Raw genomic sequence first — 19800 nt, 5'->3', positions numbered from 1 at the left:
CCACCTCACCGGCAGTCCACAGCAGGCGCATGGCGTTCTGCGACATCTCCAGGCCCGACACGGCCACGCCGCCGGCGTTGGAGGCCTTGCCCGGGGCGTACAGGATGCCCGCTTCGAGGAAGATATCCACAGCCTCCAGGGTAGTCGGCATGTTGGCGCCTTCGGCCACGCAGATGCAGCCATTGCGCAGCAAGGTGCGGGCGTCTTCGGCGCCCAGCTCGTTCTGCGTGGCACACGGCAGGGCGATGTCGCACGGCAGGCTCCACGGGGTCTGGCCCTTGCGGAACTCCAGGCCGAACTGCGCGGCCAGCTCGCTGATGCGGCCCCGCTTGACGTTCTTCAGCTCCATCACCGCATCCCACTGGGCATCGGTCAGGCCGGCTTCGGCGTACAGGGTGCCTTCGGAATCAGACAGCGAAACCACCTTGCCGCCCAGGTCCATGACCTTGCGCGCAGCATACTGGGCCACGTTACCCGAACCGGAAATCGCCACGCGGCAGCCATCGATACGCTTGTCCTGGCGCTTGAGCATTTCTTCGGCGAAGTACACGCAGCCGTAGCCGGTGGCTTCCGGGCGGATCAGGCTGCCGCCGTAAGTCATGCCCTTGCCGGTCAGCACCGAAGTGAACTGGTTGGCCAGGCGCTTGTACTGGCCGAACATGAAGCCGATTTCGCGGGCACCCACGCCGATGTCGCCGGCCGGGACGTCCAGGTCAGCGCCGATGTGGCGGTACAGCTCGCTCATGAACGCCTGGCAGAAGCGCATGACTTCGGCATCGCTCTTGCCTTTGGGGTCGAAGTCCGAGCCGCCTTTGCCGCCGCCCATGGGCAGCGAGGTGAGGGAGTTCTTGAATACCTGCTCGAAGGCCAGGAACTTGAGCACGCCTAGGTTGACCGACGGGTGGAAGCGCAGGCCGCCCTTGTACGGGCCGATGGCGCTGCTCATCTGAATGCGGTAGCCGCGATTGACCTGCACCTTGCCCTGGTCATCGACCCAGGACACGCGGAACAGTACGGCGCGCTCGGGCTCGACCATGCGTTCCAGAATACCCGCCTGCAGGTAATGCGGGTTGGCCTCGAGGAATGGCCACAGGCTGCGCAGCACTTCTTCCACCGCCTGATGAAATTCAGGTTGGCCCGGGTCGCGTTGCTTCAGGCGCGCGAGGAAATTGTCGACAGATTCGATCATGGTAGACATCTCACCAAGAGGATTGGACTTATTGGTTTTTTTCAGGAATGTACCAAGAAGCAATCGCACCGGAATAGGGCGAAATGTCGTTTTTTTGAAATTATTTGGTGCGTTTTCTATAACTGTATACAAACCAACCGTCAGTGATGGCATCTTCGCGGGTAAACCCGCTCCCACAGGGGTTTTGCAAAAGTTTAAAACTGTGGGCTTTCCTGTGGGAGCGGGTTCACCCGCGAAGAAACCCACACCACTTTCCAGCCAGGCACAAAAATGGGGCCGCGAAGGGCCCCATTCCTGTGCATCAGAACACCGGCTTACTGGGCCAACTTCTTGTGCCGTACACGGTGCGGCTGGGCTGCAGCATCGCCCAGGCGCTTCTTGCGGTCGGCTTCGTACTCGGTGTAGTTACCCTCGAAGAACACCACGTTCGAGTCGTCTTCGTAGGCCAGGATGTGGGTAGCCACACGGTCCAGGAACCAACGGTCGTGGGAGATCACGATCGCCGCGCCCGGGAAGTCCAGCAGGGCTTCTTCCAGCGAACGCAGGGTTTCGACGTCGAGGTCGTTGGACGGTTCGTCGAGCAGCAGGACGTTACCGCCCTCCTTCAGGGTCAGGGCCAGGTGCAGGCGGCCACGCTCACCACCGGACAGGTCCTTGACGAACTTCTGCTGGTCGCCACCCTTGAAGTTGAAGCGGCCCACGTAGGTACGCGACGGGATCTCGTAGTTGCCGATGCGGATCATGTCGGAACCGTCGGAAATCTGCTGGAACACGGTCTTGGCACCGTCCAGGTCCTCGCGGCTCTGGTCGACGCAGGCCAGCTGCACGGTTTCACCGATCTCGATGCTGCCCGAGTCCGGTTGTTCCTTGCCCATCAGCATGCGGAACAGGGTCGACTTACCGGCACCGTTACCACCGATCACACCGACGATGGCGCCTTTAGGCATGGAGAACGACAGGTTGTCGATCAGCACGCGATCGCCGTAGCCCTTGGTGACGTTCTTGAACTCGATGACCTTGTCGCCCAGGCGCGGACCGGCCGGGATGTAGATCTCGTTGGTTTCGCTGCGCTTCTGGAATTCCTGCGACTGCATTTCTTCAAAGCGCTGCAGACGGGCCTTGGACTTGGACTGGCGGGCCTTGGCGCCTTTGCGCACCCATTCCAGTTCCTCTTTCATGGCCTTTTCGTGGGCGCTCTGCTGCTTGGATTCCTGCGCCAGGCGCTCGGACTTGGCTTCCAGCCAGCCCGAGTAGTTGCCTTCGTACGGGATGCCGGCGCCGCGGTCCAGTTCCAGGATCCAGCCAGCGACGTTGTCGAGGAAGTAACGGTCGTGGGTAATGGCTACCACGGTGCCCGGGAAGTCGTGCAGGAAGCGCTCCAGCCAAGCCACCGAGTCGGCATCCAGGTGGTTGGTCGGTTCGTCCAGCAGCAGCATGTCGGGGGCCGACAGCAGCAGGCGGCACAGGGCCACACGGCGTTTTTCACCACCGGACAGGTGCTCGATGCGCGCGTCCCAGGCCGGCAGGCGCAGGGCGTCGGCGGCAACGTCCAGCTGACGCTCCAGGTTGTGGCCGTCGGCGGCCTGCAGGATGGCTTCCAGCTTGGCCTGCTCGGCGGCCAGCTTGTCGAAGTCGGCATCCGGTTCGGCGTAGGCCGCGTAGACCTCGTCCAGGCGCGCCTGGGCGTCCTTGATCACGCTGACCGCTTCCTCGACCACTTCGCGAACCGACTTGTTCGGGTCCAGTTGCGGTTCCTGCGGCAGGTAGCCAACGTTGATGTCGGGCATCGGACGGGCTTCGCCGTCGAATTCCTTGTCGACGCCCGCCATGATCCGCAGCAGGGTCGATTTACCGGCGCCGTTCAGGCCGAGCACGCCGATCTTGGCGCCCGGGAAGAACGACAGGGAAATGTTCTTGAGAATTTCCCGCTTCGGCGGCACGACCTTGCTCAGCCGATGCATGGTGTAGACGTATTGAGCCAAAACCAAGCCCTCTAATCAGATAGGTAAAGACATCGACGATCGCCCCGGCGCGCTGGCCAGGGGGATGTATTTACGGGGTGTCATTGAACAAAGTCGACCATTCTACGCCAACGCGCGGCGTTGCATAGGAGGGGCGGATGGTGGGAGTGGGATCGGAATCTATTGCCTGGACCGGCCTCTTCGCGGCTAAAGCCGCTCCCACAGGAACTGCACAGAACTCAAAGGCAGTGATATCCCTGAGGAGTACCACAGGAACTGCACAGAACTCAAAGGCAGTGATATCCCTGAGGAGTACCACAGGAACTGCACAGAACTCAAAGGCAGTGATATCCCTGAGGAGTACCACAGGAACTGCACAGAACTCAAAGGCAGTGATATCCCTGAGGAGTACCACACAGGAACTGCACAGAACTCAAAGGCAGTGATATCCCTGAGGAGTCCCACAGGAACTGCACAGAACTCAAAGGCAGTGATATCCCTGAGGAGTCCCACAGGAACTGCACAGTATTCAAAGGCAGTGATATCCCTGTGGGAGCGGCTTTAGCCGCGAAAGGGCCGGCACAGCAGCCAACGATAGCTCAGACGTGACGCTGCCTGGCCTTGCCCCGCGGCAAGCGGCAACGCTCGCCCTGCTCGGCCAGGCGCGCGGCCCAGGCGGACTTCACGCTGAAGCCACCGCTGCGAGCCGGCTGCTGTTCGCCAGCCTTGGCCGGTTTGGCCGGTTTGGCGGCCGCAGGCACATTGCTGACGACCTTGGCCGCCGGCTTGGCCTCGGCCACGGCAACTGCCGGCTCTGCTGCCGCCTTGGCGGTCTTGCGCAGTTCAGCCAGCGACGGGCTCTTGCTCTTGGCGACAGCTGCCGCCTCGGGTTTGCTCAGCGAACGCTGGCAAGACTTGCAGGATACGTCCTCGGTCACGGCAGTGCTGACAAGGGTCTGACTGCTGCGCCCGCAGGCGGAATCGAGGCCATTGGAGGAAAAGTGAGTAACCAAAACCGAACATCTCCGATGCGTTGTCATTTGAAGCGGGCGCATTCTCGCACAGGTTGCAGGGGCTTGCCGAACCACCGGGCAGGCACCATCGGTCATATCGGCTGGCACTTTGCCATAATTCTCGGCATGCTAGCTCGTTTCGGGTGTCCGGCCTTATAGTGCGCCACCGCGGTCTGGCAACCAGACACCGGCACACACCGTGCATGATCCATCCCTGCCATCGCCAGCCCAATCGCAGGATCAACGCTTGACCAATCTTACTCATCCGTCGTCATTGCGTTCCGCGCCACAGGCGCCCGCCGCCTCGCTGCGCGGGTCGATCAAGGGTGCGTTGGCGCTGCTGGCCCTGATCCTGCTGGGCCTGCTGCTGTGGCAACTGTTCGCCCAGTTCAACCATACCCAGGCCGACCTGCGCAAACAGAGCCTGGACGCCACCGCCGAACTGGCTGACCACCTGAGCCTGAACATGGCGTTCAAGGCCCAGCAGGCCATGAATGTGGTGCAGCCCTACGTCAAGCCGCCGACACCCTCGGCCCTGCCCAGCCTGCTGGGCACCCTGCGTGAGCGCCTGCCAGCCCTGCAGAGCATGGCCTGGCTGGACGCCAACGGGCAGGTGCAGGCCGACAGCCTGGCCGGCAGCCCCGACCGCCATTTGCTTGACGAACTGCTCAGGCTGAACCAGGGCAGCCCGTATTTCTTCACCAATTCGGCCGACAACCGCACCCTCTACCTGTTGCTACGCCAGGCCACCGAACAGGGCCGTGGCTACTGGCTGCTGCGCCTGTCACCGGACTACTACCGCACCCTCACCCTCCACCTGGATGGTGCCGGCCACCCGCTGTGGCTGCTGGAAAACAGCCGCAACGGCGAGGTACTGCAAAGCCATGCGCCAGCCGACACCAGCAACGAGCCGCTGCAAAGCGTGATGCTGGCCTTCATCGATAACAGTACCTGGCAGTTGCGCGGCCTGTTCGACGCCAAGCTGGCCCAGCAGAAGCTGCTGCCGGCGCTGCTCGGCAAATGCCTGCTGGTGCTGTTCTGCGCCCTGTTGCCGGTACTGGCCTTGATCAACATGCGCCGCCGCCAACGGGCGCTGCAGGAAGACCGCCGGCGCTATCAGGAAATCTTCGAAGGCACCGGCGTGGCCTTGTGCGTGCTCGACCTGTCCAGCCTGCCCGGCCAACTCGACCGCTACCACCTGCGCAACCGTGCCGCGCTCAAGCACAGCCTGGCCCTGGACCCGAACCTGCGCCGCTCGCTGCTGCTGGAGCTGAAGATCACCGAGATCAACCAGGTGGCCCGCCAGTTGTTGAACATCGACAGCCACGAAGGTGCCTGGCAGCGCCTGATCGACGGCACTGGCGATGGCCGCGACAGCATCGGCATGCAACTGATCGACGCGCTGATCGAACAGCGCCCGCTGCTGGAGCTGGAAGTACGCCTGCCGGCGCCGCTGGGTGGCGAGCTGCACCTGTGGCTGATGGCCCGCCTGCCGCAGCAGCGCCGTGACTACCAGGCGGTCATCCTCAGCATCAGCGACATCACCAGCCGCAAGCAGGTGGAGCTGTCGCTGCTGGAGCGCGAAAGTTTCTGGTCGGACGTGGTGCGCACCGTGCCCGACCAGTTGTACGTGCAGGACGTGCTCAGCCAGCGCATGATCTTCAGCAACCGCCACCTCGGCCAGACCCTGGGCTACGACCGTACCGAGCTGGCGCAGATGGGCGACCGCTTCTGGGAGCTGCTGCTGCACCCCGAGGACGCCGCGCACTACCAGGCGCTGCGCCAGCAACAGCGCGACAGCGGCCATGACCAGCCGCTGCACTGCCAACTGCGCTTCCGCCACCGTGATGGCGGCTGGCGCTGCTACGACATCCGCGAACAAGTGCTGACCCGTGACGCCGACGGCCTGGTCACGCGCATCATCGGCGTAGGCAAGGACGTGACTGTGCAGATCGAGGCCAGCCAGTCACTGCGCGACAGCGAACAGCGCTACCGCATGCTCGCCGAAAGCATCAGCGACGTGATCTTCTCCACCGACAGGCTGCTCCAGCTCAACTACGTAAGCCCCTCGGTGCAGAGCGTGCTGGGCTACCAGGCCGACTGGATCTTCACCAACGGCTGGCAGTCGATCGTTGCCAACCCGTCCCAGCTCACTGGCATCTACAGCCTGATGGAGCGCGTCAGCAAGGCCATGGGCGACCCGGCCCAGCTGGCCCAGCTGCGCAGCCAGTTGCCTACCCAGCTGTTCCTGTTCGACTGCCTGCGCGCCGATGGCCGCAAGATCCCGATCGAGCTGCGCCTGGTGCTGGTTTGGGACGATGAAGAACGCTTCGAAGGCGTGCTCGGGGTGGGCCGCGACATCAGCCAGCAACGCCGCGCCGAAAAAGACCTGCGCATGGCCGCGACGGTATTCGAGCACTCCACCTCGGCCATCCTCATCACCGACCCGGCAGGCTATATCGTCCAGGCCAACGAAGCGTTCAGCCGCGTCAGTGGCTACGCCGTCAGCGAGGTGCTCGACCAGTTGCCGGGCATGCTTACCGTCGACGAGCAGCAGGAAGGCCACCTACGCTACGTGGTCAAGCAGCTGTTCCAGCGCGGCAGCTGGGAGGGCGAGGTGTGGCTCAAGCGCCGCGACGGCGACCACTACCCGGCCTGGGTCGGCATCACTGCGGTGCTGGACGATGAAGGCGACCTGGCCAGCTACGTGTGCTTTTTCACCGACATCAGCGAGCGCAAGGCCAGCGAACAGCGCATCCACCGCCTGGCCTACTACGATGCCCTCACCCACCTGCCCAACCGCACGTTGTTCCAGGACCGCCTGTACAACGCCCTGCAGCAGGCCGAGCGGCAAAAGGCCTGGGTGGTGCTGATGTTCCTGGACCTGGACCGCTTCAAGCCGATCAACGATTCCCTCGGCCATGCCGCTGGCGACCGCATGCTCAAGGACATGGCCCAGCGCCTGCTGGCCTGCGTGGACAACGACGACACCGTGGCGCGCATGGGCGGTGACGAGTTCACCCTGCTGCTGCAACCGCGCGCTACCCGCGAGATGGCACTCAACCGCGCCATCCACGTGGCCGAGAACATTCTTGCCAGCCTGGTGCGGCCGTTCGTGCTGGAAAACCGCGAGTTCTTCGTTACCGCCAGCATTGGCATCGCCCTCAGCCCGCAGGACGGCAGCGAGCTGAGCCAGCTGATGAAAAACGCCGACACCGCCATGTACCACGCCAAGGAGCGCGGCAAGAACAACTTCCAGTTCTACCAGGCGGAGATGAACGCCAGCGCCCTGGAACGCCTGGAGCTGGAGAGCGACCTGCGCCATGCCATGGAGCAGAACGAGTTCATTCTCTACTACCAGCCGCAGTTCAGCGGCGACGGCAAGCGCCTGACCGGCGCCGAAGCCCTGCTGCGCTGGCGCCACCCGACCCGCGGCCTGGTGCCGCCGGGCGATTTCATCCCGGTGATCGAAGAGCTGGGCCTGGTGGTGGACGTGGGCGACTGGGTGCTGCGCGAGGCCAGCCGCCAGCTCAAGGCCTGGCACAAGGCCAAGGTGCGCGTGCCCAAGGTGTCGGTGAACATCTCGGCGCGGCAGTTCTCCGACGGCCAGTTGGGCACGCGCATCGCCACCATTCTGGAAGAAACCAGCCTGCCACCGGCATGCCTGGAGCTGGAGCTGACCGAAAGCATCCTGATGCGCGAAGTGAACGAAGCCATGCAGATTCTCGCCAGCCTGAAAAACCTCGGCCTGAGCATCGCGGTGGACGACTTCGGCACCGGTTACTCGTCGTTGAACTACCTCAAGCAGTTCCCGATCGACGTATTGAAGATCGACCGCACCTTCGTCGACGGCCTGCCTGAAGGCGAGCAGGATGCGCAGATTGCCCGGGCGATCATAGCCATGGCCCACAGCCTCAACCTGGCGGTGATCGCCGAAGGGGTGGAGACCCACGAGCAGCTGGAGTTCCTGCGCGAGCATGGTTGCGACGAAGTGCAGGGCTACCTGTTCGGGCGGCCGATGCCGGCGCATCAGTTCGAGGCGCAGTTCGCCAACGAGACGTTGTTCATGTTCCATTGATGCGTTGCCTGCACTGGCCTCATCGCCGGCAAGCCAGCTCCCACAGGTACGACACCACACTTGAGCCTTGCGCCTACCCTGTGGGAGCTGGCTTGCCGGCGATGGGGCGCAACGCGCCCCCAAAAGCGGACTTCCAGGTCAACTCCGATCCCCGCCCAGCCCAGACACGACGCGGGATGCAACATGAAGCCCATTGGTCCGCGACTTGATGCCACTTCATATGCCAGTCGCGAATCAATCGGTTAGAATGCCCCCCCAATTCACCCCGATCCTTGAGGACCGCCATGTTCAGCCGTGATTTGACCATTGCCAAGTACGACGCCGAGCTCTTCGAAGCCATGCAGCAAGAAGCTCTGCGCCAGGAAGAGCATATCGAGCTGATCGCTTCGGAAAACTACACCAGCCCGGCAGTCATGGAGGCCCAGGGCTCGGTCCTGACCAACAAGTACGCCGAAGGCTACCCGGGCAAGCGCTACTACGGTGGTTGCGAGTACGTCGACGTCGTCGAGCAGCTGGCCATCGACCGTGCCAAGCAACTGTTCGGCGCCGACTACGCCAACGTCCAGCCGCACGCCGGCTCCCAGGCCAACGCTGCCGTCTACCTGGCCCTGCTGTCGGCCGGTGACACCATCCTGGGCATGAGCCTGGCCCACGGTGGCCACCTGACCCACGGTGCTTCGGTAAGCTCCTCGGGCAAGCTGTACAACGCCATCCAGTACGGCATCGACGGCAACGGCCTGATCGACTACGACGAAGTCGAGCGCCTGGCTGTCGAGCACAAGCCGAAGATGATCGTTGCCGGCTTCTCTGCCTACTCGCAGGTTCTGGACTTCGCCCGCTTCCGCGCCATCGCCGACAAGGTCGGTGCCTACCTGTTCGTCGACATGGCCCACGTTGCCGGCCTGGTTGCCGCTGGCGTGTACCCGAACCCTGTTCCGTTCGCCGACGTGGTCACCACCACCACCCACAAGACCCTGCGCGGCCCGCGCGGCGGCCTGATCCTCGCTCGCAAGAACGAAGAGATCGAGAAGAAGCTGAACTCCGCCGTCTTCCCGGGCGCCCAGGGTGGCCCGCTGGAGCACGTCATCGCTGCCAAGGCCATCTGCTTCAAGGAAGCCCTGCAGCCTGAGTTCAAGGCTTACCAGCAGCAGGTAGTGAAGAACGCCCAGGCCATGGCCAGCGTGTTCATCGAGCGTGGTTTCGACGTGGTTTCCGGTGGTACCCAGAACCACCTGTTCCTGCTTTCGCTGATCAAGCAGGAAATCTCCGGCAAGGACGCTGACGCCGCCCTGGGCAAAGCCTTCATCACCGTCAACAAGAACTCGGTACCGAACGACCCACGTTCCCCGTTCGTCACCTCGGGCCTGCGTTTCGGCACCCCAGCCGTTACCACCCGTGGTTTCAAGGAAGCCGAGTGCCGCGAGCTGGCTGGCTGGATCTGCGACATCCTGGCTGATCTGAACAACGAAGCGGTGATCGACGCCGTGCGTGAGAAGGTCAAGGCCATTTGCAAGAAGCTGCCGGTTTACGGCAACTGATTGGCGATTGCCTGACAGGAAAAAGCCCGGCCTAGTGCCGGGCTTTTTCGTTTTCAGGTGGCTGTCGCCAATCCTGTAGGAGCGGCCTTGTGTCGCGAAAGGGGCGCGCAGCGGCCCCACGATTGCAGCGTTGCCGCCGAAATTGCCGAGACCGCGTTGCGGTCCTTTCGCGACACAAGGCCGCTCCTACAAAAAAGCGCGACACCCTGCTGATGGTGCGTATTACCCTGTATGCCTTTTCATCCAGCAAACACAGGCCATACCTTGACCAGAGCGCAACTCGAAACCCAACAGGTCCCGATCTACTTCGCCGCCGTGCTCGCCGCCATCACGTTCGGCCTGCTGGCCAGCGACACTGCACGTTACCTGGAAGCCCTGGTCACCCCCGCCATCGCCGTGCTGATGTACGCGATGTTCCTGCAGATCCCCTTCCTCGACCTGCGCCAGGGCCTGGGCAACCGCCGCTTCATCGCCGCCCTGCTGCTGGCCAACTTCATCCTCGTGCCGCTGCTGGTCGGGGCCATCACCCGCGGGCTGGTCGAACACCCGGCGATCCTCATCGGCGCGCTGCTGGTGCTGCTGACACCGTGCATCGACTACGTGGTGGTGTTCACCCACATCGGCAAGGGCGACGCCCGCCTGACCCTGGCCGCCACCCCCGTGCTGCTGTTGGTGCAACTGGCGCTGCTACCGCTCTATCTGGCCCTGATGCTGGCTGACAGCAGCAACGTGGCCATCTCCGTCACCCCGTTCGTGGAAGCCTTCGTGCTGCTGATCGTGCTGCCGATGGTTCTTGCCGTGCTCACCAGCGCCGGTGCCCGTCGCTCGCGCACGGTCTCGACCTGGAACGACGCCTGGGCGTGGATGCCGGTACCGGCCATGGCCCTGGTGCTTGTGGTAGTGATCGCCTCGCAGATTGCCGTGGTGCTGCGTGACTTCGACCGTTTGCTGCCGGTGATTCCGGTGTACATCGGCTTCATGCTGTTGGCGCCAGTGCTCGGGTTCGTTGCCGCGCGCTTGCTGCGTTTGCCGGTGACCGAGGCACGCTCGGTCACCTTCAGCGCCGCCACGCGCAACTCGCTGGTCGTACTGCCGCTGGCGCTGGCGTTACCGGAAGACATGCGCGGGTTGGCGGCAGCAGCGGTGATTACACAGACACTGGTGGAGCTGGTAAGCGAACTGATCTATGTAAGGGCGGTGCCCCGCGCCGTGTGCTGACCCGGGGCATCGGTCGCTCGGGGTCAGGAGCGCTCAGGGCACACGGCAAACACCTGCACCTCGACCAGGTAGCCCTCTCCCAGGTCTGCGCCTACACAAGCCCGGGGTGGTTTCGGACAACCCTGCAACCAGGCGTCGTACACCTCATTGACCAGGTCGAAGTGGCTGTAGTCGGCAATCCATAACTGAACCCGGGTCAAGTGTTCCTTGCCCACGTTGGCCTCTGCCATCAACCCATCGATCGTACTCAACGCCTGGCGCAACTGCCCCTGCACATCCTGGCGCAGGTCGTCCGCGACCACGCCTGCCGTTTCGAACAGGCCCCTGTAGCTGACCGCCAGCGACATCCGCTCGCCTGATCCATACCGTTCGATCATCAAAGCTCCTCCCCTTAACCCAACTGGTTGAGGCAGACGACTTTGGGCTGGGTCATGTCCTCGTAGGCGAACCGTACCCCCTCACGCCCGAGGCTCCCATACTTGGAACCACCGAATGGCATGGCATCGAAGCGGTAGTCGGACGAGTCGTTGATCATCACCCCACCCGCCTCGATTCGCCGGGCCAGGCTCAACGCCAGCGACAGGTCGCGGGTAAACACACCGGCATGCAAGCTGTACTCCGGGGCGTTGGCCAGTGCTATCGCCTGCTCGATATCCTCGAAAGGCGCCAGCATCACCACCGGTGCGAATACCTCCTCACGCCACAGCCGGCTGGCGTGGTCAACGCCTTCCAGCACCGTCGGCGCATAGGCCGCCCCCTGGCGTCGATGGCCGCAAAGCAGGCGAGCACCGTCCTGAAGGGCCAGGTTCACGCGCTCTTCAATCTGCCGGGCCGCGCCTTCGGTGATCATCGGCCCCATGTCGGTTTCGCGCAGGCCTGGATCACCCACCACCATCGCCTGGGTCAAGGCAACGAAGCGCTGGCGGAACGCCTCATAGATCGAAGCGTCCACCAGGATGCGCTGGGTGCCGATGCAGTTCTGCCCGGCCGCCCAGAATGCGCCAGACACACAAGCCTCGACAGTGGCCTCGAGTTCGCAGTCCTTCAGTACCAGTACCGGGGCGTTGCCGCCCAGGTCCATGGCAAGTTTTTTCAGGCCCGCCCCCCGGGCAATCTGTTCGCCCGTGGCGAAGCCGCCCGTGAAGGAAATCATCCGCACTTCACGCACGGCCACCAGGGCCTTGCCCAGCTCGGCACCGCCAGTGGCCACGGTGACGACAGCCTCCGGCAGCCCTGCATCAACCAGGTACTGCACCAGCTTCAAGGCGGACAGCGGGGCCAGCTCCGAGGGCTTCAGAATGACCGCATTGCCTCCAGCAATCGCTGGCCCCAGCTTGTGCGCCACCAGGTTGAGCGGGTCGTTGTACGGGGTAATGGCCAGGATCAGCCCCAACGGCTCGCGGGTGAACCAGCCCTGGCGCGACTCGGAGCCTTCATAGGCATCAAAAGGCACCACCTCGCCGGCGTTGCGCCGCGCTTCCTCGGCAGACAGCTTGAGCGTGTTGATGCAGCGTTTCACCTCCTTCTCGGCCTGACGCAGGGTCTTGCCCGCTTCGTCGACAATCAGGCCGGCAAAATCCGCGGCGTCACGTTCGATGAGTCGGGCGGCCTGCTCCAGAATGCTGGCGCGGCGGTGCCGGGGCAGCGCGGCACTCTCGCGCACGCCCTGGCGAGCACGGACGAGCAGACCTGGCACGGCATCGGCAGCAAGGTTGGCGACGCTGCCGACCAGGCTACCGTCGAAGGGGCTGTACACATCGATCAAGGTGGGTTGCTGGACGGCTACCCGGGACACGGAAGTCAGGCTCATGACGGTTGCTCCTCAGGCCGAGCGGCCAGCGGTGTGGATGGCGACGATATCCGACAGCAGGGCGAATGCCGTTTCGACACGTCCCGCACCCGGGCCGGACACGGTCACAGCGCCCAGCAATTCGGTGTTGAACGCAACCGCATTGGTGGCACCGGAAATACCCGCCAGGGGGTGATTGCCGGGTAGCAGGCGCGCTTCGACGCTGGCACGCACCGAGCCATCGGTTTCACGGCTGGCACTGCCGATCAGTTTCCAACGCTGGCCCGCCGCCTGCGCTTGCTGGATAGCCGCGCTGTCGAGGTTGCTGATGCCGCTGCAGCTGACATCGTTCACCTGCAAGCAGGCACCGAGCAGCTCGTTGGCGAGAATGACCACCTTCAGGCGCACGTCATACCCCTCCACATCGGCGCTCGGGTCTGCCTCGGCGTAGCCAAGTGCTTGCGCCTGGGCCACCGCATCGGCAAAGCCCAGCCCCTCTTCCATACGCGTCAGCACATAGTTCGAGGTGCCGTTGAGGATGCCCTCGAAGCCCACAAGGCCTGCACCGGCCAACGTCTGGCGCGCCATGCGCAGCACCGGTGTACCGCTCATCACCGCGCCTTCGTATTCGAACGACACGCCATTGGCCTTGGCCAAGGCTTTCAGCGCCTGGGCATGCAAGGCGATCGGCCCCTTGTTGGTAGTGACCACATGCTTGCCCGCTTCCAGCGCCCAGCGGCAGAAGGTTGCCGCCGGTTCACCGTCCTTGGGGTTGGTGAAGGTGGCCTCGGCGATGATGTCGGCACCAGACTGCTTGATCACCGACTCGTTGAACGCCTCTGCCGAACCTTGAGGGATCTGCGCCAGCGCACCCTTCTGAGCGGGCAGAGCAGCCAGCGTGGCCGCATCCAGGCCATTGCGGTCGATTGCCGAACCCAGGAACAGGTCGGTGACGCCAACGATCTTCAGGCCGAAGCCCAGCTCTTTCTGCCAGCGCGCATTGCGTTCGGCGATCAGTTGGGCCAGGGCACGGTTCACGCCGCCAAAGCCAACGAGTGCGATCTTGTATTCGGTCATGGTTTGCTGTCCTTTCCAGGCGATTGGTCGATGAGGACAAGCGTAAGAGCCGTGCAATGCCAGTTGAATATGGCAATCCGCTGTATTTACTGGCCAATCTGACCAGTGCCTGATGCATGCCTGGGCGCCGCCGGAATGCACAACGCCGCCAGGGCGCAAGCCCGGGCGGCGTTGTTGTAGCGAGGGTTGGCAAACGGCAGCGGGCGTCTCAGATCACCGTGGCCAGGACGAACGATGTGACGGTGTTCTCGACCCCCGGCATGGCGGCAATCTCCTTCCATACATGGTGCACCCGTTCCGGGCTGGAAGCCTCGACGCGCAGCAGCAGGTCGAATTCACCGCTGAGCACTTCACACTGGATCACCTCGGGAATCTGGCGCAATGCATCGAGCACAGCTTCTCCGCGCATGCGGTCATAGCGGTAGACGAAGATGACCGCGTTGATCAATGAACTCGGTCGTCGTCCCTCACCGATGCGCAGGGTATAGCCCTGGATGGCCCCGTCACGCTCCAGGCGCTCGATGCGCTGGCGTACCGCATTGCGCGACAGGTTCACCTTGAGCCCCAGTTCGGCATGGGCAATGCGTGCATTGGCGGTGAGTTCGGCGAGGATACGCTCGTCCAGGGGATCGAGGATGCGCTTCATCGTCCGGCCTGCAACCGGGCCAGCAGCTCATGAACCCCCGCCAGGTCGTCGGGTGCCAGCAGCGGCCCGCCGCCTGCAGCAGCCACGACACTGGCCGGTACTTCGCCATGCCAGGCCCCCAGCTCCGCCAGCAGCCCGGCGGACTTTTCCGGGGCAAACTGCCCCAGCGTGACGATGGGCGCGCCAATGTTGCGCCGGTGCAGGCGCCCGGCGAATGCCCCGGTGGCGGCATGCGGGTCTACTGCGCTGCCGGTTTCGTGGAACAGCGTGACGATTTCTTCGCGGATCAGCGCGTCGTCCACGGCATAGGAGTCGAACAGCATGCGCGCATGCAACCATTGGCGGTTGCCGATGCTCAACTCGCCACAATCCTCGAAGTGCTCCATCAGCGCCCGGGTCGCCCCGCCATCGCGGTCATACAGCTCCCAGACGAAGCGCTCCAGGTTGGAGAACAGCGAGAAGTCCATGACCGGCGACAAGGTCTGGCTGGTTGAGCCACGGCTGTAGCGATTGCAGTGGATGAACCGGTGCAGGGCATCGTTGCGGTTGGTGGAGACGATGATCTGGTTGATCGGCAGGCCCATTTTCTGGGCAATGAACCCTGCGTAGATTTCGGCAAAACTGGCCGTGGGGATACTGAAGCCCACCGGCCTAATCCCCCCGCCCAGCTGCAGCGCGGCGTGAAAATAGAACACGATCTGCGCCAGCACGCCGACCCAGTTGGTCGAGTTGAAACTCACGGGAATCAGCCCGGGGCATGGCCATGCACGCAGCAGCGCCGACACCAGCGACTGGCAGTCATCGAAGCTGCCGTCCACGGCCACGCAGCTGACGCTGTCGGAAGCGGCACTGCGCATCACCGCCGCCCGGTCGGCCGGTGTCCCGGCACTGGGGTACAGCGCCAGCAAGCGTGCCGTCGGGCAATGCCGCAAGGCTTCGATTGCGGCCACCGCCGTATCGCCGTTGCTGGCACCGACCAGCATGACCCGTTCGCAATCGGCCCCCAGGAAATGGCGGATGAGCCGCGCCTGCAACTGCGCGGCGAAATCCTTGGAGGACCGGGTAGGCCCGTGAAACAGCTGCAGGATCCATTCGTTGTGGCCAATCTGCTGCAACGGCGCGATGCCACGGTGCCTGAACCCTCGGTAGCTGTCGCTGACCAGCGCCCTGAGGGTCGGCTCATCAAGGGTATCGCCGACAAACGGTGCGATCACCCGCCAGGCCAGTTCGTCGAACGGCAACCACGACCAGCTAGCAATTTCCTGCTGGCTGAAGGTCGGCACCGCGGCAGGCACGTATAGCCCGCCATCGTCGGCCAGCCCGGAAAGCAGCGCCGTGCGGAAATCGACCCGTATCTCGTTGCCGCGCGTGGATGTGTACTGCATCGGTGCTCCAGGTAACTATTTGATTAACGGTGGGCCATTGCCACCAACCAGTGGCTGAAGGCCTGGGCATCCGTGGACAACGCCTCGCCCAGGCCACGTACCAGGTAAAACGACTCGCTCGCCTCGATGCGTTGGGCAAAAGGCGCTACCAGCCGCCCCTCCCGCAGCAAGTCCTCGACCAGCGACGAGCGCGCCAGCGCCACCCCAAGCCCCAGTTCCGCCATGCGCAAGGTCGCCACCAGGGTGTCGAACTGCAGGCCGCTGGAGGAGTCGACCTGATCGGCGCCAACCCGCTCCAGCCAATAACCCCACCCCTCCTCGTAACCCAGCACATGCAGCAACGGGACGCGGGCCAGGTCGCGCGGCTCGCGTAGCGGGGCGTCGGCAATCAGCGCAGGCGAGCAGACCGGCACCAGCATGTCGCGGGTCAGGCGCTGCGCCTCCACGCCCGCCCACTGGCCGCTGCCCCAACGGATTTCCAGGTCATCCTCGGCATCCAGTTCCTTGACCCACAGGTTGCTGATGTAGCGGATGTCCACCTGCGGGTGCGAACGACGAAAATCGGCCAGTCGGGGCGCCAGCCAGAAGTGCAGGAACGACAGGCTGCCGCGTACTTTCAAGGGCCGACGCTGGCGTTGCCCGAAAATTTCATTGGTGCCCACCGCCAGGCGGCTGATCGCGTCCTGCACCACCGGCAGGTAGGACTGGCCCTCTTCAGTCAACCCCAGCCCCCGGGGCAGGCGCTTGAACAGCGCCACCCCCAACTGGCTCTCCAGGTGGCGAATCTGCTGGCTCACGGCCCCCTGGGTGAGGTGCAGTTCCTCGGCTGCATGGGTGAAGTTCAGGTAACGCGCCGACACTTCGAAGGCTCTGAGCCAGTTCAAGGGGGGCAGGGTTTTCTGGGTCATCGGCGGTTTCTCGTGGCAACGTTCCGGTGGCCTAGTATCACCCTGCTCTGGCAGCCTCGGAACCTGGCGCGACCACTTCCAGCGGGCCTGCCTGGCGGCTGCGGAACTTGCACGTCAGCCAATAGGCCAGGTAGCACCAGGCGATGAAGGGCAAGCCGAAGTACAGGGCCACGCGCTGGGCGGGGTCGAAGGCAATACCGACGCAGGCCAACACGCAGCAGAAGATGGCGGCTAGCGGGACGAACGGGTAGCCGCGCACCCGGAACTTCAGGTCTGCGAGGTTGCCGCCATTGGCGAGGTAATGGCGGCGGAAAGCCATTTGGCTGGCCGCGATGCTGATCCACACCACCACCACCGCCAACCCGGAAATGGACACCAGCGCCAGGTAGATGGTGTCAGGGGCAAACACGCTGCTGAGCAGCGAAGCCATGCCGCCCGCCATGCTCAGGACAATGGCGTTGAACGGCGTGCCACGACGCGACAGTGCCGCATACCGGCGGGGCATGTTGCCTTGGTCACTGAGGGTCCACAGCATGCGCGCCGCAGCATAGAGCCCGGAATTGGCCGCCGACAGCAGCGCAGTGATGATGACGAAGTTCATGATGTCTGCGGCATAGGGGATACCGATCATGGCAAAGACCATCACGAACGGGCTTTCAACCAGCCCGGCCTGTTCACGCGGCAACAAGGTTGCCAATACAAAGATGGTGCCGACGAAGAACAGCGCCAGGCGCAGGACCGTGGTACGGATGGCCTTGGGCACGTTCTTTTCCGGGTCGCGGGTTTCGCCGGCGGCGATGCCGATCAACTCGGTGCCCGAGAACGCGAAGGCCACCGCCAGCAGGGTCATGGCGATCGACCAGAAGCCCGTAGGGAACAGCCCTTCGCGGGTGAAGTTGCCCAGCCCGACACTGTGCGCCTGGGTAATTTCGAAAACGCCCAGGATCGCGCCGCCGCCCACCACCAGGAAGGCAATCACCGCCAGCACCTTGATCAGTGACAACCAGAATTCGGTTTCGGCAAACGACCGCACCGAGATGATATTGCTGATGAACACTGCAAACCCGAACAGCGCACTCCATATCCACACCGGCGTATCGGGGAACCAGCGCACCATCAGGATACCGGCGGCGGTGAATTCCGAGCCGATGGCCACGGTCCAGGTCAGCCAGTACATCCAGGCCACCATGTAGCCTGTACCCGGCCCGAGGTAGCGCGTGGCGTAACTGCTGAACGAGCCGACTTCCGGCATGTGTACCGCCAGTTCGCCCAGGCACATCATCACCAGGTAGACCATGATCGCGCCGAGGACATAGGCGATGACCGCCCCCAGCGGGCCCGCCTGGTTGACGGTGTAGCCCGACGTCAGGAACAGGCCGGTACCAATGACACCACCCAGCGCCAGCATGACGATATGGCGGGTTTGCATATCCTGCTTGAAGCTGTGCGCCGAAGCATTTCTCGTTGTCGTTGTCTGCAGGGACATTGTGGTTTACTCATGAAAGTTGGCGGGCAAGGACGTTGCAACGACCTCGTCTTGGCAGAGCGAAGCGAATTGCCTTGCATATTGTTTTTGTTCGACTTCATGAAGTGGCACCCACCGCAAGCAGCGGGTGCTACGTGCCAGCCTCAGGCCTGTGCTTCGGCCAGGCAGGCGCCTTCGTCACCGTGCAGTTCCTTTGCTGCGGCCAACTCCTGACGCACCGATGCACAGGCCTGTGCCAGGTCTGCCAGCAGGTCCTCGGTGTCCTCGATGCCCACCGAAATGCGCACCAGCCCTTCGGAAATGCCCAGGGCCAGCCGTTCTTCGAGGGTGTTTTCCACATGGCTGGTGGTTCGCGCCGGGCCATAGATGGTCTCGACTGCCCCCAGGTTGCCCGCCCGATGGGCGTACTTCAGGCGCGGCAGCAACCGCGCCACGGTGGGCATGCCACCTTTGAGCACGAAGCTGACGATGGCTCCGAAGCCGCGCATCTGCGCCTTGGCAATTGCATGGCCCGGGTGCTGGGGCAAACCGGGGTAGTTGACCGCTTCAACCAGCGGTTCGGTCGTCAGGTAATTCGCCAGGGCCTTCGCGCTGGCCTGTTGCTGACGCAGGCGCAGGGCCAGGGTCTTGATACCGCGGATGATCAGGTAGGCGGAAAACGGGTCCAGCGCCGCACCATTGATTTCACGGTAGTGGCGTACCTGCGCCATCAACGACTCTGCACCGCACACCACGCCACCCAGCACGTCACCGTGCCCGGACAGGAACTTGGTCGCGCTGTGCACTACCACGTCCACGCCCAGGGCCAACGGGTTCTGGGTCAGCGGCGTGGCGAAGGTGTTGTCGGCCACTACCACAGCGCCGGCCTGCCGGGCAGCAGCGCTCAGGCGCTGGATGTCCAGTACCTTCAGGGTGGGGTTGGTAGGGGTTTCCAGATACAGCAGGTCGCAACCTGCGGCGATCTCGCGCTCCAGCGCCTCGGTGTCGAGGGTGTCACACAGGCAGACTTGCACGCCCATGCGCGGCAGGAACTCTTCGAAAATCTTGTTGGTGCCGCCGTAACTGTCGCGGGTCGATACAACGCGCTTGCCGCTTGAGAGAAAGGTATGCAGCACGGCACTGATGGCAGCCATGCCGCTGCTGAATGCCACCGCCGATTCGGACTGTTCCAGCTCGCACAGCTTCGCTTCCAGCGTGGCGACTGTCGGGTTGCTCATGCGGCTGTAGATGTAGCCCGGCAATTTGCCCTGCGCCACGTCGTACCAGGCATCGATGTCGTTGTAGCCGTAGGCGGCACTGACCACGATCGGGGTCTGGGTAGCGTTGTACGGGTGCTGGACCTGTTCCCCGCTCCACACTACTCGCGTGCCGATACCGACCGCTGCATTGCCCACGATTTTTTCGTTGTTGTTCATATCCGGTTCCCGCACCGCTGAGTTGTGTACACCGATTCGGCATCGGCTTTCAGCGGACTATAGGGGCATGGCGGGGGACTGAAAAACGATGGAATCC

At 63.6% G+C, this 19800-nt stretch carries 14 protein-coding genes; 3 read left to right on the top strand and 11 right to left on the bottom strand.

What is annotated here, in order from left to right:
• The 3 genes from gdhA to J5M58_RS23550 form a co-directional block, all read right to left on the bottom strand.
• A partial coding sequence (gene gdhA / locus J5M58_RS23560; RefSeq protein ID WP_207879786.1) for an NADP-specific glutamate dehydrogenase occupies positions 1-1189 on the bottom strand: 1189 nt, incomplete at its 3' end.
• Between the two features lie 314 nt (positions 1190-1503).
• Positions 1504-3171: an energy-dependent translational throttle protein EttA gene (ettA, locus tag J5M58_RS23555; protein WP_085601695.1), complete on the bottom strand. Its 1668-nt coding sequence runs from the start codon at positions 3169-3171 to the stop codon at positions 1504-1506.
• Between the two features lie 578 nt (positions 3172-3749).
• Positions 3750-4163, bottom strand: coding sequence for a hypothetical protein (locus tag J5M58_RS23550; RefSeq protein WP_207879784.1), 414 nt, complete (start codon positions 4161-4163; stop codon positions 3750-3752).
• Positions 4164-4410: 247 nt separating this feature from the next.
• Here J5M58_RS23550 and J5M58_RS23545 point away from each other — a divergent pair, with 247 nt between their 5' ends.
• From J5M58_RS23545 to J5M58_RS23535, 3 genes are all read left to right on the top strand, one after another.
• Complete coding sequence (locus tag J5M58_RS23545) at positions 4411-8241, top strand: bifunctional diguanylate cyclase/phosphodiesterase (RefSeq protein ID WP_207879782.1); 3831 nt, start codon at positions 4411-4413, stop codon at positions 8239-8241.
• 284 nt (positions 8242-8525) lie between these two features.
• Positions 8526-9779: a serine hydroxymethyltransferase gene (gene glyA / locus J5M58_RS23540; protein ID WP_112251928.1), complete on the top strand. Its 1254-nt coding sequence runs from the start codon at positions 8526-8528 to the stop codon at positions 9777-9779.
• Positions 9780-10043: 264 nt separating this feature from the next.
• Positions 10044-10997, top strand: a complete 954-nt coding sequence (locus tag J5M58_RS23535) for an arsenic resistance protein (RefSeq protein WP_207879780.1) — start codon at positions 10044-10046, stop codon at positions 10995-10997.
• 23 nt (positions 10998-11020) lie between these two features.
• Here J5M58_RS23535 and J5M58_RS23530 read toward each other — a convergent pair whose 3' ends face one another.
• From J5M58_RS23530 to J5M58_RS23495, 8 genes are all read right to left on the bottom strand, one after another.
• Positions 11021-11344, bottom strand: a complete 324-nt coding sequence (locus J5M58_RS23530; RefSeq protein ID WP_112251926.1) for a RidA family protein — start codon at positions 11342-11344, stop codon at positions 11021-11023.
• Positions 11345-11388: 44 nt separating this feature from the next.
• Positions 11389-12807, bottom strand: coding sequence for an aldehyde dehydrogenase family protein (locus J5M58_RS23525; protein WP_112251925.1), 1419 nt, complete (start codon positions 12805-12807; stop codon positions 11389-11391).
• 12 nt (positions 12808-12819) lie between these two features.
• Positions 12820-13863, bottom strand: coding sequence for a homoserine dehydrogenase (locus tag J5M58_RS23520; RefSeq protein ID WP_207879778.1), 1044 nt, complete (start codon positions 13861-13863; stop codon positions 12820-12822).
• A gap of 208 nt (positions 13864-14071) precedes the next feature.
• Positions 14072-14509 (bottom strand): Lrp/AsnC family transcriptional regulator, encoded by a 438-nt coding sequence (locus J5M58_RS23515; protein ID WP_085626668.1) that lies wholly within the window; start codon positions 14507-14509, stop codon positions 14072-14074.
• Positions 14506-15894 (bottom strand): threonine synthase, encoded by a 1389-nt coding sequence (locus J5M58_RS23510; protein ID WP_112251923.1) that lies wholly within the window; start codon positions 15892-15894, stop codon positions 14506-14508. The genes J5M58_RS23515 and J5M58_RS23510 overlap by 4 nt, the downstream gene beginning before the upstream one ends.
• A 23-nt stretch (positions 15895-15917) precedes the next feature.
• Positions 15918-16802 carry a LysR substrate-binding domain-containing protein gene (locus J5M58_RS23505; RefSeq protein ID WP_112251922.1) on the bottom strand — a complete coding sequence of 295 codons (885 nt, stop codon included), beginning with the start codon at positions 16800-16802 and terminating at the stop codon, positions 15918-15920.
• A 37-nt stretch (positions 16803-16839) separates the two neighbouring features.
• Positions 16840-18288 (bottom strand): amino acid permease, encoded by a 1449-nt coding sequence (locus J5M58_RS23500; protein WP_181457330.1) that lies wholly within the window; start codon positions 18286-18288, stop codon positions 16840-16842.
• Between the two features lie 143 nt (positions 18289-18431).
• Positions 18432-19703, bottom strand: a complete 1272-nt coding sequence (locus tag J5M58_RS23495) for a cystathionine gamma-synthase family protein (RefSeq protein ID WP_207879776.1) — start codon at positions 19701-19703, stop codon at positions 18432-18434.
• Positions 19704-19800 lie beyond the last annotated feature (97 nt).

It is taken from the genome of Pseudomonas sp. 32_A (assembly GCF_017490905.1).
In the GTDB taxonomy this organism is placed as follows: Bacteria; Pseudomonadota; Gammaproteobacteria; order Pseudomonadales; family Pseudomonadaceae; genus Aquipseudomonas; species Aquipseudomonas inefficax.
This window is presented reverse-complemented; position numbering and strand designations above follow the sequence as displayed.

Coding starts and splice junctions, on each gene's coding strand:
- J5M58_RS23495 (WP_207879776.1), bottom strand. CDS start 19,703: ATGAACAACAACGAAAAAATCGTGGGCAATGCAGCGGTCGGTATCGGC.
- J5M58_RS23515 (WP_085626668.1), bottom strand. CDS start 14,509: ATGAAGCGCATCCTCGATCCCCTGGACGAGCGTATCCTCGCCGAACTC.
- J5M58_RS23500 (WP_181457330.1), bottom strand. CDS start 18,288: ATGTCCCTGCAGACAACGACAACGAGAAATGCTTCGGCGCACAGCTTC.
- J5M58_RS23525 (WP_112251925.1), bottom strand. CDS start 12,807: ATGAGCCTGACTTCCGTGTCCCGGGTAGCCGTCCAGCAACCCACCTTG.
- J5M58_RS23510 (WP_112251923.1), bottom strand. CDS start 15,894: ATGCAGTACACATCCACGCGCGGCAACGAGATACGGGTCGATTTCCGC.
- J5M58_RS23530 (WP_112251926.1), bottom strand. CDS start 11,344: ATGTCGCTGGCGGTCAGCTACAGGGGCCTGTTCGAAACGGCAGGCGTG.
- J5M58_RS23505 (WP_112251922.1), bottom strand. CDS start 16,802: ATGACCCAGAAAACCCTGCCCCCCTTGAACTGGCTCAGAGCCTTCGAA.
- J5M58_RS23520 (WP_207879778.1), bottom strand. CDS start 13,863: ATGACCGAATACAAGATCGCACTCGTTGGCTTTGGCGGCGTGAACCGT.
- glyA (WP_112251928.1), top strand. CDS start 8,526: ATGTTCAGCCGTGATTTGACCATTGCCAAGTACGACGCCGAGCTCTTC.